This window comes from Alteromonas sp. AWQ4_252, assembly GCF_056158205.1.
Genome location: NZ_JBSWSV010000001.1, coordinates 1,624,104 through 1,640,250, shown reverse-complemented (window position 1 = coordinate 1,640,250; position 16,147 = coordinate 1,624,104). Strand labels below are relative to the sequence as shown.

The following is a 16,147-nucleotide window of genomic DNA, read 5'->3' as shown; positions in this document are numbered from 1 at the left end:
ACCTGAACTATAAAGTAGGGGGCCGTCGTAAATCCAGCGTATTTGGATACTCTTCATTGTCCGACTCCTCCAAAGGTAAGTCATAGTCATTTTGCCCCTCATGGTTGACTACTCGTTGGGTGGCTAAATGGGGTGACCACTGCGGCATTGTGTCCGGTTTAAACGAAGGTGTGTGGCCATGGTCCCAGAAGCGGGCAATGCGCCTACCTTCAGCTTCAAAAGCATTGACGGGTACAGTTGAGAAGTTACGGCCTCCAGGGTGACTGACATGATAGGTAAAGCCCCCAAGAGAACGGCCAGCCCAGGTATCGTAAACATCAAACACAAGTGGTGCATGCACACCAATAGTCGGGTGAAGAGCAGATGCAGGGTGCCATGCCCTGAACCGAACGCCAGCAACATGCTCACCGCGAACATTCGTCGATTTCAGTGGCAATCTACGTCCATTACATGAAACGATGTATCTGTCCGTATGCATATTTGACACGGTTAACTGAACCCGCTCAAGGGAGCTATCTACATAACGAGCGGTGCCACTGCCAGACGCTTCTTCACCAAGTACGTGCCACGGCTCGATAGCGCTGAACAAATCAAGTTTAATTTGACCCACTTCACGGCTTCCACATCGTGGGAACCGAAATTCAAAAAACGGCTCAAACCAATCTAATTTTATTGGGAAATTAGCGGCGTTTAGATCACTACACACTTCTGCTATATCTTGTTTAACGTAGTGCGGCAACATGAAGCGATCATGTAACTCTGTCCCCCACCGAACCAGCTTCTTCTTGTAAGGTTGTTTCCAGAACCAGACAAGTAACGTACGTAGCAGCAACATTTGCATTAGACTCATGCGTGCGTGCGGCGGCATTTCAAACCCGCGAAACTCCACGATACCTAAACGACCAGTAGGTGAATCGGGGTTAAACAGCTTATCGATACAAAATTCAGCCCTGTGGGTATTTCCAGTCAAATCAGTGAGTAAATGCCGGAGTAAGCGGTCTACCAACCACGGCGCTGGTACTTCACCATCAGGTATCTGGGAAAAGGCTATTTCAAGCTCATATAAGGTTTCATCCCGTGCCTCGTCTACACGAGGTGCCTGGCTGGTGGGGCCAATAAAGAGACTTGAAAACAAATAAGACAGACCCGGGTGATGCTGCCAATAAGTAATGAAGCTTCGCAGTATATCGGGTCTTTTCAAAAACGGGCTTTCGAGGGGTGTCGGTCCACCCATGGTAACGTGATTTCCCCCTCCGGTACCGGCATGACGCCCGTCGAGCATAAATTTTTCAGTACCAAGCCGACATGTTCTGGCCATTTCATAAAGGGCGTGGGTGTTGCTGACAAGCGTTTTCCAATTTGTCGCCGGGTGCACATTAACCTCGATAACACCCGGATCCGGGGTAACGGCAAACTTCTCTACCCGGCTGTCGTATGGCGGTGTGTACCCTTCTAAAATTACGGGGATTTTCAGTTTTTCAGCAACGACTTCCACAGCGTTTAAAAGCAAAGCGTAGTGCTCAAAATAACTGGCAGGAGGCATGAAAATACAAAGCTGACCATCGCGAACTTCAATACAAAGCGCTGTTAATACAGATTCTTCGCCTACGTAGCCACGTTGCTTAGTAATAGAAGCGAGTGAGTCCGTCATGTCAGCGGGATCACGTTCAAATATCTGTTTTGGTTTCCCAAGACTATTTAGCGGCAAGCGATATCCCATTGGCGAGTCACCTGGGAGCAAAAAACAATGCCCCCTTTTAAACGTCCACTGGTTACTTTGCCATCCTCCAAACACCGTGTCGTAAGTAAGAGGGATTACAAAGCCCACTGGCTTATCTAACCCTTTTTCCAGTTTGGCCAGAAAGCCCTTACGGGTCATTGCATCGAGTAACTCCGGCGCATCAGGAGACGGATCCTGAGGTAAACTTCCTTCCTGCCATAAATGATAAAGCACATCTTCATAAGCAGTGACGACAACGGATTTATCAAGACCGAGTGCGATAGAAAGGTGGCTGGCAAATGCTTCAGCGTCTGACGCTTTAGCCGAAGCGTTGTTAATTTTATCCGCAAGCAAAGCCTGATTTGACCAAATCGGCGTGCCATCTTTGCGCCAATAGCTTGCATATTGCCAGCGAGGCAAGGGCTCACCTGGATACCATTTACCTTGCCCATAGTGCCTGAAACCACCTTGACTAAAAGCGTCCACCATTTTCATAAACAAGGTGTGAGCCAGTTCGCGCTTTTCTTTGCCGTCAGCAGCGGTGTTCCATTGGTCACTTTCCATATCGTCGATAGAAATGAAGGTTGGCTCGCCGCCCATGGTTAAATTAATACCCGCGTCGTGAAGCTCGTTGTCAATCACTCCGCCTAAACGGTCTATTGCCGCCCATTGTGCATCACTATAAGGTTTGGTTACGCGTGGAGGTTCGTGAAGACGCTGCACGTTGTTGTAGAAACTAAAGGTTGATTCACATTCATCGATAGCGCCGGTTACAGGAGCTGCAGACATAGGTTCAGGCGTGCACGCCAAAGGTATATGCCCCTCACCGGCAAATAACCCTGATGTTGGGTCCAGCCCAATCCAGCCTGCACCGGGAATGTATACTTCACACCACGCATGCAAGTCGGTAAAATCTTTTTCCGGTCCGCTGGGTCCGTCAAGACTTTTTTCATCTGGCGCTAACTGCACCAGGTAACCTGACACGAACCGTGATGCAAGGCCGAGATGTCTGAACATCTGCACCGATAACCAGGCTGAATCCCGACAAGAGCCGCCTTTTTTCTCAAGGGTTTCATCAATACTCTGGACGCCTGGCTCCATGCGAACCCCATATTCAATGAGGTCATATACGGCTTGATTAACCGCCACCAGAAAGTCAACGGTGGCAACAGGTTTATCTGGAATTTGCTCGTTAATTAACGCTGAAAACACCGATGACGCTTTTTCCTTTTCCAGATAAGGGGCCAGGTCACGGGCAATCCGTTCTTCGTATTTAAAAGGGTACTTCTCAGCGTATGACTCCAAAAAGAAATCAAATGGATTGATAACTGTTAGTTCTGCGACCAGATCGACTGTAAACCAAAACTTTTTCGTTTTTTCAGGAAATACGACCCGGGCAAGATAATTGCCGAAAGGATCCTGTTGCCAGTTTATAAAGTGATCTTCAGGGTAAACTTTTAATGAATAACTCTTTATAGGTGTTCGGCTGTGGGGTGCTGGTCGAAGTCGGAACGTGTGTGGAGACATACTGATACTTTTATCATAGTGGTATTCAGTATGGTGTGTTATCCCAACAGTTATGGTCATGCTTTGACTCCATTGACAACAATTGTTTACAGAACAAAAAATCACCTTATAGACAATAGTATAAAGTTACAAGACATTAGGAATAGTTATTATATAAAGAATGCAAATTGTCGGTTGAGTCAGAAAGGATTGGCCTGGCTTTGGATGATAAATCTTTGCTTTATTGTATAAAAATTGATTTTATTCTCTATTTTACCGTTATTCAGCTACTATCAATGTTCATTGAATGTTCAATTTATTAAGGAGCCAGTTTGCGTATTCTTGCTCTGTTGCTATTGCTGTGTTTTGCATATCACGCTTGTGCAGAACAACTGTCTTTTAACCGTTCCGAGCAAAATGGTACCCTGACTTACCAGTATGAATGGCTGGACGTGGACGAAAAAAAGCAAGAGATCAGCTTTAATCTTAATGCCGAAAAGTTAGCCTCCAGCCCTGCAGAGCAAAAAAATTATCGTCCTGTGCTGGCCATGCGTTATGTAACCGTTGAGTTACTCAAAGTTGCCAGGGGATACGACCCCAGAGAAGCGACTATTTCGGTTCGCCAACAAGGTGAAAAGGTGGCAATAAGTGTGCGCTCCAGGGACGAGGTAAAACTAAAAGCTGTGCAAACCCATTTGGCACGAGCAAAGGAAAAAGCATTTACCGACTACCTCACTGAGCATTACTACACCCGCTATCGCACATCGTTTAACGAAAAAGCCATCAAACCTGACCACGTTCGATATATGAAGGAACTCACTGATGTGTTGATCCCCTTATCACAGGCGTTTTACGAAAAAGTCGTCGTGACTTCTGATGCCAGAGAGTACTTTAATTTATTACTGGGGTGGGTGCAGAGTATACCCTATGACGCATTGGACAATCGCGCGCAAAGCAACGGTTCAGGCTTCGCACCGCCCGCACAGCTATTGAATGAAAACCGGGGCGATTGCGACAGTAAGTCTGTGCTCACTGCGTCCATTGCCAGGGCTTTTTTACCTGACACCTCCATGGTCCTCATTCTTCTTCCCGACCACGCCCTGCTCGGTGTTGCTCTTACACCTCGAAAGGGAGAGAAAACCCTTGATGCCAACGGCGAAACTTACGTACTTATTGAGCCTACAGGCCCTGCAAAGCTCAAAATTGGCGAAGTAGCAGACAATACCGCTTTAGCGCTCGCGCAGGGAAAATACACATTAGAAGAAATTCAATAACAGGCATGAAAAAGCCCGAGATAACTCGGGCTATATTAAAGCAAATTGTTGCTCATTACTGTGTTTTTTCGGAATGCTGGCGCAATTAGGAATACGCGCCACTTGCATAGTGAAGCTCATAACTGTGGCTGTAAATTTCCAGAATATTGCCGAACGGGTCTTCCATATAAATCATACGATAAGGTTTTTCTCCCGGGTAATAGTAGCGTGGCGCTTTCATGCGCTTTTTCCCGCCAGCTGCGACAATTTTATCAGCGAGCCCTTCAACATCCGGGTCCTGAACACAGAAGTGGAAAATGCCTGTCTTCCAGTATTCAAAGTTGTTCTCCGGGTTTTCCTGGCCTTTAAACTCGAAAATTTCAACGCCAACTCTGTCTCCTGTAGACAAGTGTGCGATGCGAAATGACTCCCAGCCAGGTCCGAATACGTCAGTACACATTTCACCAATCGCTGAATCGTCTTCTGTAATTACCGTAGGTTTCATAATAAGGTACCAACCCAACACTTCGGTATAAAACTTTACTGCTGCGTCGAGGTCGGGCACAGAAATACCAATGTGTGAGAAAGTACGAGGATACGGGGTGTTCACTTTGTTCGTCATAGTTAACTCCTTGATCAATTGATGAGCAAAGTTTACCTGGACGAAAACAAAACATGAAATTATCATATATTCTAATTTTGATAATATAAATTTATACCATGTTAAGTCCTAAGCTTTTACAAACCTTTATTACCCTTGTGGAAACCGGAAATTTTACCCGTACTGCTGAAACCTTATTCATGACACAACCCGGTGTGTCGCAGCACATAAAAAAACTAGAAAGCGTTTGTGATTGCAACTTACTAACGAGACAAGGGAAAGGTGTCCAACTAACCGAACAGGGACGACGGCTTTACCAGTTCGCCTTGGAATCAAAGAAGAAGCAAGCAAAGTTCATTGAAGCGTTAAAATTCGACGCGCCTTTTGAGGGGAAGTGCTCAATAGGTTGTTCAGGCGCAATAGCGCAACGGGTTTATCCCGCCTTGACAAGTCTTCAGCGAGATCATTGCAAACTGAATATACAAGTTGAAGTCTCTCCGCAACGTCGAATTTTAACGGCTGTGGAAAACGGTGATATTGATATTGGTGTTGTCACGCACAAACCGGATGATGCGTTATACGTATCGCGGTATTTGGGCGAGGAACCGCTTAGTCTATTTCTACCCTCACAGACAGACCCAAAAGTACCTATTCGTGAAACGCTGAATACTTTAGGGATCATTAATCATCCAGACGCGAACTATTATGTGCAACTGTACTTTAACCATTGCGGCGAGACAACTCTTGCAGATTTACCGGTAACTCAACTTGTTCAAGCAGGGTATATCAATCAGTTGTCTCAGATCCTGCTACCTGTGAGCCAAGGCGTAGGTTTTACTGTTTTGCCAACCAGTGTAAAGCAGTTCGTACCTTTTGCAGATTCGCTTACAGTTTACTCACCGAAGAAAGATGTGTCGGAACCTCTCTATTTAATTCAATCGCGCTATCGTGATTTACCAAAGCGATACGAGCTAATAATGGATACCATTCAGCCTGTCATCTGAATGAAAACCTTTCAGCACTTAGACAAAATGCAATTTCATAAGCAACATTAACTTTTACCATTTTTTTTAACAGAATAAAGCGAAGCCAGCACTAAACCCAACGTTCAAAAAACCAATTAATTAGCCACGAGAAAACCAGAAAATATAGTTTTATATCATCATAAAAAACACGCAAACAAAAATTATCAATATTGATAAATACGTATCTGCAAGTATAATAACTTCTTGCACTTCTTAAAGGATCACCACATGAAAAACCTTTATAAATTAAGTCTTATACCACTAAGCATATTAATGATAACAGGCTGCAATAAAACGTCAGAAAGCAATTCCACACCGCCCGTAAAAACCGGCTATAATATTACGACGTTGACTTATAAAAAAACTGAACAAAAGAATCTACAACTTGATTTATATTTACCTGATGAAAAAGAAACGGATATCTTACCCCTGGTAGTCTGGGTTCATGGAGGTGCATGGTTCAGAGGCTCAAAAGACGAGTTCGTGCCTAAAAATGGAACGCTCGTGAATGCGCTGGTTAAAGAGGGATACGCAATTGCGGCGGTTAATTACAGGTTAAGTGGTGATGCGATATTTCCTGCACCGGTAGCTGATATTAACGACGCGATTAACTATCTGGTAGATCATTCGAATGATTATGGCATAGATGCAAAAAATGTTGGCATGATGGGGCGCTCCGCAGGAGGACACCTTGCCTCTCTTATTGCAACATCTAATAATGATACCGATACAAAGTTTTACATTAAGGGCCATCAGCCCAAATATACCGTTGCTGTGGTACTTGATTTTTTTGGGCCTAGTGATATCAATGCAATGCGCGGTAACAGCGGAAAGGTTGATCACGACGCTCCTGATGCAGCAGAAGCAAAATTGCTGGGTGCCTCGCCCATAGAGAGGCCTGACCTGGCCGAATGGGCGTCGTCAACTACATATATTGATGCGAATACTCCTCCATTTATCATTATGCACGGTGCAAATGATCAAATCGTGCCGGACAGTCAAAGTAAATTGCTAAAAGCGAAGCTTGATTCTGTAGATATTCCAAATAAGTTGATTATCGTGACAAATGCACGGCACGGGGATCCTGTGTTTGACACGCAAGAATATGTTAATGCCGGTGTGGAATTTATTAAAAAATACCTACCTGTTAAAAATTAAATGCATATAGATAATTAAATTTCACTTAACCATTAATGCGATCAATAAAAATCTAAAATAAACAGTACAATTAAATATACAGAATATAAAAAAGCCCGTAAAAACGGGCTTTATACATACTCTTGCTTTAATATATTCTTTCTAACCTTACCGGCACCTGTTCGGGGCAAGGCGTCCATAAGTTTTATTTTTTTAGGTAATTTATACCGTCCAAGTGAAGCTTCGAGCTTATCATTTAAATGACCCATATCAAATTGCTCAGCTGGGCACTTAGGTACGATAAATAAACATCCTACTTCACCCCATTTTTCATCTGGCACACCAATGAGAGCACACTCTTTAACGTTATCCACACTAAGGGCAACGGCTTCAATTTCGGCAGGATAAACATTTTCACCGCCGGAGATAAACATGTCCTTTATCCTGTCGACTATGCGATAAAAACCATCCTTGTCACACAGTGCAATATCGCCGGTCTTAAACCACCCATCGACTGTGAAACACTCAGCGTAAGCGTCGTCTTTGTTCCACAAACCAATAAATAAATTCGGACCTTTTAACTGCACTTCTCCAGCTTCGTTAACTCCCGCTACATCACTGGAACCTTTCATCAAACGAACCTGGATTCGGTGAGTAGCCACTCCAACAAAACCTGCCTTTTCATCGAGAATGTTGAGGTCAAACGGCATGCCAAAAACGGTACCGGCTTCACTCATACCATAACCATCTACGATAGGTATCCCGTCGTTAAGCCATGCGCGAATTTGTACAGCCGGATGTGGTGCTCCACCGGTCAAAATTCCTTTTAGACTTTTCAGCTTGCCAGGATCAAAAGCTTCTTCGTGACGCAACGCGTTGGCCATTTGGGGCACACAGAAATAATGTGTAATTTCAAGCTGAGGATCTGCCAGTCTAAGCAATGTACGTTCAGGAATAAATCCATCAGATATAAGCAGTGTTCCACCTTGATACAACGCAGGTCTGACACAGGAAATCAGGCCAATGACGTGGAACATTGGTGCTTCGCACAGGAACACACTTCCCTCATCAACCTGGCCGAGCAACGCCATATTTAACGTCGTTTCCATGATCGTATTTTCAGAATGAAGCACGCCTTTGGGTAAACCTGTTGTCCCCGATGTATATAATATCAATGAAGGACTGTCCTGATGTTTTCCAACAAGTTTCAGGCACTCACCATTTTCGACACTTTCACTTAGTTTATCTAAATTAAAGTAGGCTTGTCCTATACCTTCTGCAAGCTCATCACCCACAATAAGGGCCGGCTTGCAGTCGTGAATTAACGTGTTGATCTCGTCTTTTGACAACCGCCAATTCAGTGGAACAAATAACACACCAGCCTCAGCAGTCGCAAAATGCATCGCTACCAATTCGGCACAGTTTTTAGCCACGCAGACCACTCGGTCACCTGACTTCAAACCTTGCTCGCGTAACCAGAAAGCGGTTTTACCAATAAACTCTTCCCATTCTGAATATGTCCAAGAACGACCTGAAGTCAGGTCGTTAATGGCCACTTTCCGGGGTCTGAGTCTTGCTTGCAGGGTTAAAGCATGCATTCTAGCCCCCTTACTCAACCTTGTTTGGATTTGTCGTAAGCGCCCAGACCTGGCTTGTACGTTTTATCGTCGATAAACTGTTTAATTCCCTCTTTACGGCCATCATTGTCAAAGCTATTTGCAGCTTCCTGAGCTCGTACAAGGTAATCCTCAGCATTGTCGTATGTCATTTCCTTCACACGACGAATTGCGTCCTTGGTAGCCTTCAACGCCACCGGATTTTTCTCTTTCAAGACATCACATACCGCTGTAACGCGATCTTTCAGTTGTTCGAGAGGTACAGCTTCATTGACCAGACCCCATTCCGCTGCTTTTTTACCATCGATGTTTTCACCCATCATCGCGTGATACATGGCATGACGTAAAGGAAGCAGATCAGCAACCACTTTACTTGCTCCGCCACCTGGTAAGATTCCCCAGTTGATCTCACTCAAGCCAAATGTTGCTTCTTCAGCTGCAAACGCCAGGTCACAACTGAAAAGTGGCCCATATGCTCCACCAAAACACCAACCATTGACCATGGCAATTGTAGGTTTCTGGAGCCAACGTAACCGGCGCCACCAACCATAGGCTTCTCGCTGAGCCTGACGGGTAGCCCCCAGGCCTTTCGCCTCATTTTCGCGAAAGTACTCCTTCAAATCCATTCCAGCACTGAATGATTCACCGTTGCCAGAGAGCACTACAACGGATACATCATCGCGGTATTCTATGTCATCCAGCACCCGCATCATCTGGCGATTAAGCTTTGGATTCATACAGTTACGCTTTTCTGGCCGGTTTAAATTGACCCATGCGATCTGGTTCTCAATAATAACTTCAACTGTATCTTCTTCTATTCTTTCGTTACTCATATTAATTCCTTAACCTTCGTACATATTCTAATTTGGTACCTAAAATCGCACTCACTTTTTGTCTTTAAAAACGGAGCACAATTAACACTACTAGTGGTCTAAATCGGATAATGGCCGGCTTCTGTTTCTACTGTTATCCAACGCAATTCTGTAAATTGCTCAATTCCCGCTTTTCCTCCAAACCTTCCATATCCAGACGCGCCTACTCCGCCAAAGGGCATTTGTGCTTCGTCGTGCACCGTAGGGCCGTTAACATGACAGATACCTGAATTAATTTGATTGGCGACCTTCATTCCTTTCGCTGTATCCTGAGTGAAAACAGCGGCACTTAAGCCATAGTCAGAATCATTAGCAATGCGTATGGCATCAGCTTCATTCTTAGCACGAATAACTGCTACCACCGGCCCAAAGCTCTCTTCTGAATAGATGGCCATGTCTTTGGTAACGCCGTCAACAACCGTCGCGTCCATCAGCACACTCTCGCCTTGTCCACCGGCAACCACCTTCGCCCCTTTTGAAACAGCGTCTTCAATCAATGCATTCACTTTGTCTACCGTTTTTTGATCGATCACCGACCCAAGTGGCGTTTTACCTTCTCGTGGATCTCCAGCGCGCATTGTTTTCACTTTCTTAGCGAACTGAGGAACAAATTCATCAGCAATGGCGTCTACGACAATTAGTCGTTCAGTTGACATACAAATTTGTCCCTGATTCATAAAAGCGCCGAAAGATGCTGCTTTTACCGCTTCATTGAGGTCTGCGTCTTCCAATATTAAGCAAGGCGCTTTGCCACCAAGCTCAAGCAAGCAAGGCTTGAGATGTTCTGCTGCGCGCTTGGCAATAATTCGCCCGACTTCAGTAGAGCCTGTGAAATTAATGCGCTTAACATGCTTTGTATCAATCAAAGCTCCAACCACAGCAGGAGCATCCTCCGGAGCATTGGTTACAATATTTACGGTATTGTCAGGAAAGCCTGCCTCGGACAATGCTTCAATAATCAGAGAGTGAGTTTGAGGGCACACTTCAGAAGCTTTGAGAATAACCGCGTTCCCACAAGCCAACGCGGTGGAAATGGCCCTTACCCCAAGGATGATGGGCGCGTTCCAGGGTGCGATCCCCAGAATAACGCCTACGGGATGACGCTGGGCCATGGCCAGGCAGCCAGGCTTGTCGGAAGGAATGACCTCACCACTGATTTGAGTAGTCAGTGAAGCTGCTTCTCGAAGCATTGATGCACCAAGCATGAGATTAAACATTGCCCACCCTGCAGTTGAGCCAGTCTCTGCCATCATGGCATTTACAAAAGCATCTTTTTTACTTTCCAGCGCTTCAGCCGCTTTCAGTAAAACGCCGCGGCGCATATTTGGACCTTGTTGAGACCAAATTGAAAAGGCAACTTGTGCTTTTTCAGCAATATCATCTATCATTTCAGGCTTCATTGCTTCCGCTTCACTGGCGATTTCGCCTGTAAGTGGATTTATTCGGGTAAATTTCATAAGTTCATCTTCACCGTTATTGTTAGTTTGTTATTTCATCGGGTGCAGCAGAGATATGTTCCCTGGCTGGTCGCCCCAACAGATATACCGCTATCGCAGCGATTAATGCACCTGCCCCCATTACCGCAGCGACTGCGAGCAAGCTCAATCCACCGCTAAACAAAATTCCGGCTAAAATAGGACTTAAGGCTGCACCACCCCGGCCAAATCCAATTACCACTCCGGTTCCGCTGGCACGCACTTCGGGGGGAAAAACCTTTGCCATTAAACCGTAAAGACCGACCACACCAGCATTGGTAAAGAAGCCTGTCGCGGCTGAAATTATCGCAATCTGCGTCAGTGAGTCGTAGCCAATTCCAAATACTGTAACCATGACGAACCCCATTACCAGAACGGGTAAAAGTACCTTGCGAAGATCAAACTTACTTGCAACAAGGCCCAGTAGTATTGCACCTGTCCCGCCACCTAGATTTGCATAAACTAAGACCTGACCAGCTTCACTTGCCGGGAAACCCATATCGACAACAATTTTTGGGATCCATTTGAGAATGAAATAGAACGTCATAATTTGCGCAAAGTATGCAATCAGCAACAAAATAGTCAGCCGTTTTAAGTTGGGAGAAAACAATTCAGCGAAGCGAAATTTGCGTCTCATAACCGCTTTATCAGTGATGACATCCACAACGGGTTTACCCATCTTGCGAAGCGTCTTATTAATTTTTTCTAACTTGTTTGTTGCACCACTGGATGCAAGATAAATAACTGACTCGGGCAATAGCAGCCAGACTATGAGGATAAACACACCTGTCACGGACCCACCGAAGAAAAAGACAGCACGCCAGGAATAGGTAGTAAGTAACTCAGATGCAACCGTTCCGCCAAGTACCGCGCCTATGGGATAACCTGTGGCCATAATAATCACGCACAGATTACGGTATTTTGCATTGGCAAATTCCGCGACCATAGCATTGGTCGACGCCAGCATTCCGCCAATGCCTAACCCGGTAATGAAGCGAACTATGAGCAGTTGAGGTATGCTGGACACCATCGCCGCTGCTAACATACCGAAGGTCATCAATAGCAAGCAGAATTGAATGGTTGGCTTTCGTCCATATTTATCTGCCGAACCACCCAAAACAATTGATCCAATTGCCATGCCGATGAGTTCCATAGCAAGTACGACTCCTAACTCGGCTTTCGTAATTCCCCATTCTGCGGCAATCCCCGGCGATGCAAAACTGATGGCCAAGACGTCAAAACCATCGAGCGCATTAAGTGCTACACAAATAGTGATGGCGAGTAGTTGAAACCTGCTGATGTCGCTGTTGTCGATAATCTTCGCTATAGGTTGGTTCATATTTGTCCAAATTCAGTTTGTGTGAAACGCCGTTAAGGCATGCCTTAGGCGACATGAAAACCCGGGGACGTTAAACTGATGTTTACAACTTGAAACCAATTGTTAATGAATTGATGTGCATTGTGAATGGCAGAACGCGACTAAAAATATGACAAAAAGTGACAGCTTTGTAATTAATGCAAAGTGCGCTTAGTCTTCTTGCAGGAGTCTGACCCGGTAAGCGCGGGGTGTTTCCCCTGTCCACGCGCGAAATGCGCGGGTGAATACAGTAGGATCCGAGTAACCGACACGCTCGGCTACTTCGTTAATGGGAATAGCTGTTTGTGCAAGCAGATACATCGATCGGTCTCGCCGAATAATATCTTTGAGTTGTTGGAATGATGTGCCTTCGTCTTTTAACTTACGCATTAGTGTGCGGGTGGTCATGTGCATTTTGTCTGCGCAATTGTGGATTGTCGCCGATCCGTTTTGAAGGCCTGACTTTATCAGCGCTTTAAGTTCACCACTTAAACTGTAATCAGCTTTATACTGACGAAATAACTCCAACGGACACCGGTTCATAAAAACTTTAAGACTAGCGCTGTTCTGCCTCACTTCTTTATCCAGATATCGAGTGGGAAACACTAACGAAAGTTCGTCAGCCTCAAATACGTGAGGGCCTGGGTACAGGTAGTTGTACTCTGCGATATGTGCAGGTGTGGGATATGGAAAACGGCATTCAACGATCGGCAATTCATCAGCAATTAACCACGCTGCGTAACGATGCCAAGACAATAGACAAATTTCGGCAAAAAGGTGTTGATAATCCAGTTCAGGCTTGTGAAGCCTTGTGCGAAGAACCGTTGTTTTGCCGGCTTCCTGCAACGTTATCTGCTCTCTTCGAAACAACAAATTATAAAACCGGATCCCCAGTTTTAGTGCTTTTTTTAATGTGGGTTGCCCAACCGTCAATTGCCCCATCATAAAGTACGAGCCAAAAGGAATTGGGACATCGTTCAACCCCATGCTCTCATCATCCATCCAGCGCCAGATTGCTTTTTGGATCTCAGCAAGTTTTTCAGTGGGAATGCGGTGTTCAGGTCTAAACAGATCGTTTCTTGACAAGCCTATGCCTTGCATCAGAATATCAACGTCAACACCTTTGAGCGCAGCGGCCTCGACCAGTGCAGTCAAGTAATGATTAGCAGCGGACCCATACTCCATTTTATCAGTGTTCACCGTCTGACTCTCCTAGATTCCTGGTACATTTCTAACTTAAATAAGAAGGCAAAGTCATTTAATCCACAAGAATAATGCGTATGTCGTTCACATTAGTCAACGTTGGTCCGGTGATAAATAAATCCCCCATCTCTTGAAAAAATGAATAGCTGTCATGCTTCTTAAGATATTCCTCAAGATCCAGATTATTTTCCATAGCTCTGAATTGACTATCTGAGAGTAAAAATGCCCCTGCGGCATCTTCGGTACCATCTATGCCATCGCTGTCTACGGCTATTGCACCGACACCTTGAAGATTTTCCAATTCATTCATCAGCGCCAGAACAAATTCCGTGTTTCGGCCACCCCGTCCATATGATTCACCTGAAATGGTAACCGATGTTTCTCCACCACTGATGATAGCCAAAGGAGGTTTATCAGGATGACCGGCTGTTTGAGCGGACTTCACTATGGCAGCCATGATACTGGCCAGGACTTGGCTATCGCACTCAATTTGATCACTTAGCACGACAGGCTTATAACCGTATTTCTTTGCTTCTTCCGCGGCGCGTTGCAGAGCCTGTCGGGGAGATGCGACAATCGTGTACTCTATGTTTACATCATCGCCCGACTCTTTGTGCTGGTGAAGAGGAACGAATTGGTTCCACTCGGATAACCCATATTTCTCGAGTATTTTTTGTGCACACAATGGTCTTCTCGTGCTTGTCATTGTGGGGCCGGAAGCCACATCCTCCGGTATATCTCCGGGTATATCACTCACTATCAGGTTAAATACCCGTGCAGGCGCGGCAGCTTTTGCAAGCTGGCCGCCTTTGACCTGACTCAGTGCTTTCCTGACTGCATTCATTTCACTGATAGATGCGCCACTTCTCAATAACGATTGGGTAATTTTCTGCTTCTGAGAAAGATGAATACCTTCAACAGGTAATGCACAGCACGCTGAGCCACCACCGGATATCAAACTAATGACCAGATCATCTTTTGACAAGTTAACTACGGCATCCAGCATTGCCCTGGCAGCACGTTCGCTATTCTCGTCGGGTACCGGATGTCCTGCTTCGATTACTGCAACTCGTCCCGCACAGACACCATGTCCATATCGGGTTGCAACTACGCCAGAGAGCGGCACCCCCTCCCAGTAGCTGTTTAATTCCGCCGCCATCAATGCGGACGCCTTACCTGCCCCTATCACAACACACCGCCCCTTGGGCGGTGCGGGCAAACAAGCAAACCAGTCAGCGGATGGAACCACGCTATCAATAGCTACCTGCGCAATAGCTGTTAATGTTGCTTTTTGTACATCTGCATTCATTTCGCGTGATCACGAATATAGTGAATGACGGCTTCAGTAACGTCTTTTGTCGTTGCTTTACCACCTACATCAGGAGTCAGTTTTCCTACACCCGTGGCGTGCTCTATTGCTTCCATCAGTAAGGCTTCGAGCTCAAACTCCCCGAAGTGATTCAACATTTGTGCTGCACTCCAGAAGCATGCAACCGGGTTAGCTATTCCTTTTCCGGTAATGTCAAACGCTGAGCCGTGAATTGGCTCAAACATCGACGGAAAGCGACGCTGAGGATCGATATTGGCAGTCGGTGCAACACCCAGACTTCCCGCTAAAGCACCGGCTAAATCAGATAAGATGTCTGCGTGAAGGTTCGTTGCAACAATGGTATCCAAAGATTCTGGTTTTAGCGTCATACGCATTGTCATAGCATCAACCAGCATTTTGTCCCAGATTACATCGGGAAATTCCTGCGCCACTTCGGCCGCTATTTCATCCCACATAACCATACCATGTCGCTGTGCATTGGATTTGGTGACGACCGTTAACTGCTTCCTTGGACGGCTTTGCGCCAACTCAAAGGCATATCGCATAATACGGGTCACGCCCACACGGGTAAAAATAGACACTTCTGTCGCAATTTCCTCTGGCATTCCGCGGTGAGATCGCCCTCCCTGACCCGAATATTCACCCTCAGAGTTTTCCCTGACTATTACCCAGTCCAGATCCCCGGGCTTACAATTTCTTAACGGAGAACTAATTCCGGGCAATACACGGGTTGGTCGCACATTAGCGTATTGATCAAAATTCTGGCAAATATTTAATCGCAGGCCCCACAGAGTTATGTGGTCTGGTACGTCTGGTGCCCCCACCGCTCCAAATAATATGGCATCGTGTTTCTTTAACTTTTCTAAGCCATCATCTGGCATCATTTCGCCGTGCTTTTTATAGTAGTCTGATCCCCAGTCGAAAAACTCAAAATTAAAGGTCGCTTTTTTGGTTTCCTCCTGTAATACATTGAGAACGTCAACGGTTTCGTTGATGACTTCTATACCTATACCGTCCGCCGGTATCGCCGCAATTGAATAGTTTTTCACATT

12 protein-coding genes are annotated in these 16,147 nt (G+C 45.6%); 3 read left to right on the top strand and 9 right to left on the bottom strand.

Annotation, left to right across the window (positions count from 1 at the left end):
* Window positions 1-7: 7 nt before the first annotated feature.
* On the bottom strand, window positions 8-3,307 hold the full coding sequence (locus ACXACM_RS07380; RefSeq protein WP_474820788.1) for a transglutaminase family protein: 3,300 nt from the start codon (window positions 3,305-3,307) through the stop codon (window positions 8-10).
* Window positions 3,308-3,558: 251 nt separating this feature from the next.
* Here ACXACM_RS07380 and ACXACM_RS07375 point away from each other — a divergent pair, with 251 nt between their 5' ends.
* Window positions 3,559-4,500 (top strand): hypothetical protein, encoded by a 942-nt coding sequence (locus ACXACM_RS07375; RefSeq protein ID WP_474820787.1) that lies wholly within the window; start codon window positions 3,559-3,561, stop codon window positions 4,498-4,500.
* Between the two features lie 85 nt (window positions 4,501-4,585).
* On the opposite strand, the gene ACXACM_RS07370 is transcribed toward ACXACM_RS07375, so the two are convergent.
* A complete protein-coding gene (locus tag ACXACM_RS07370) occupies window positions 4,586-5,101 on the bottom strand; it encodes a lactoylglutathione lyase family protein (RefSeq protein WP_474820786.1) in 516 nt (171 codons plus the stop codon).
* 98 nt (window positions 5,102-5,199) lie between these two features.
* On the opposite strand from ACXACM_RS07370, the gene ACXACM_RS07365 reads away from it, so the two are divergent.
* Window positions 5,200-6,084: a LysR family transcriptional regulator gene (locus tag ACXACM_RS07365; RefSeq protein ID WP_474820784.1), complete on the top strand. Its 885-nt coding sequence runs from the start codon at window positions 5,200-5,202 to the stop codon at window positions 6,082-6,084.
* A gap of 249 nt (window positions 6,085-6,333) precedes the next feature.
* Window positions 6,334-7,263, top strand: coding sequence for an alpha/beta hydrolase fold domain-containing protein (locus ACXACM_RS07360; RefSeq protein WP_474820782.1), 930 nt, complete (start codon window positions 6,334-6,336; stop codon window positions 7,261-7,263).
* A gap of 110 nt (window positions 7,264-7,373) precedes the next feature.
* Here the strand turns inward: ACXACM_RS07360 and ACXACM_RS07355 are convergent, their stop codons facing one another.
* The 7 genes from ACXACM_RS07355 to ACXACM_RS07325 all read right to left on the bottom strand — a co-directional run bounded on the left by ACXACM_RS07355 (window position 7,374) and on the right by ACXACM_RS07325 (window position 16,144).
* Window positions 7,374-8,840: an AMP-binding protein gene (locus ACXACM_RS07355; RefSeq protein WP_474820781.1), complete on the bottom strand. Its 1,467-nt coding sequence runs from the start codon at window positions 8,838-8,840 to the stop codon at window positions 7,374-7,376.
* Window positions 8,841-8,854: 14 nt separating this feature from the next.
* On the bottom strand, window positions 8,855-9,691 hold the full coding sequence (locus tag ACXACM_RS07350) for a p-hydroxycinnamoyl CoA hydratase/lyase (RefSeq protein WP_474820780.1): 837 nt from the start codon (window positions 9,689-9,691) through the stop codon (window positions 8,855-8,857).
* A 98-nt stretch (window positions 9,692-9,789) separates the two neighbouring features.
* Window positions 9,790-11,187 carry an aldehyde dehydrogenase gene (locus tag ACXACM_RS07345; RefSeq protein WP_474820778.1) on the bottom strand — a complete coding sequence of 466 codons (1,398 nt, stop codon included), beginning with the start codon at window positions 11,185-11,187 and terminating at the stop codon, window positions 9,790-9,792.
* A 22-nt stretch (window positions 11,188-11,209) separates the two neighbouring features.
* Window positions 11,210-12,544, bottom strand: coding sequence for an MFS transporter (locus tag ACXACM_RS07340; protein WP_474820777.1), 1,335 nt, complete (start codon window positions 12,542-12,544; stop codon window positions 11,210-11,212).
* Window positions 12,545-12,733: 189 nt separating this feature from the next.
* A complete protein-coding gene (locus ACXACM_RS07335; protein ID WP_474820776.1) occupies window positions 12,734-13,762 on the bottom strand; it encodes an AraC family transcriptional regulator in 1,029 nt (342 codons plus the stop codon).
* Window positions 13,763-13,820: 58 nt separating this feature from the next.
* Window positions 13,821-15,074: a glycerate kinase type-2 family protein gene (locus ACXACM_RS07330; RefSeq protein WP_474820774.1), complete on the bottom strand. Its 1,254-nt coding sequence runs from the start codon at window positions 15,072-15,074 to the stop codon at window positions 13,821-13,823.
* Complete coding sequence (locus tag ACXACM_RS07325) at window positions 15,071-16,144, bottom strand: tartrate dehydrogenase (protein WP_474820773.1); 1,074 nt, start codon at window positions 16,142-16,144, stop codon at window positions 15,071-15,073. Before ACXACM_RS07325 ends, ACXACM_RS07330 begins: the two co-directional genes overlap by 4 nt.
* Between the last annotated feature and the right edge of the window lie 3 nt (window positions 16,145-16,147).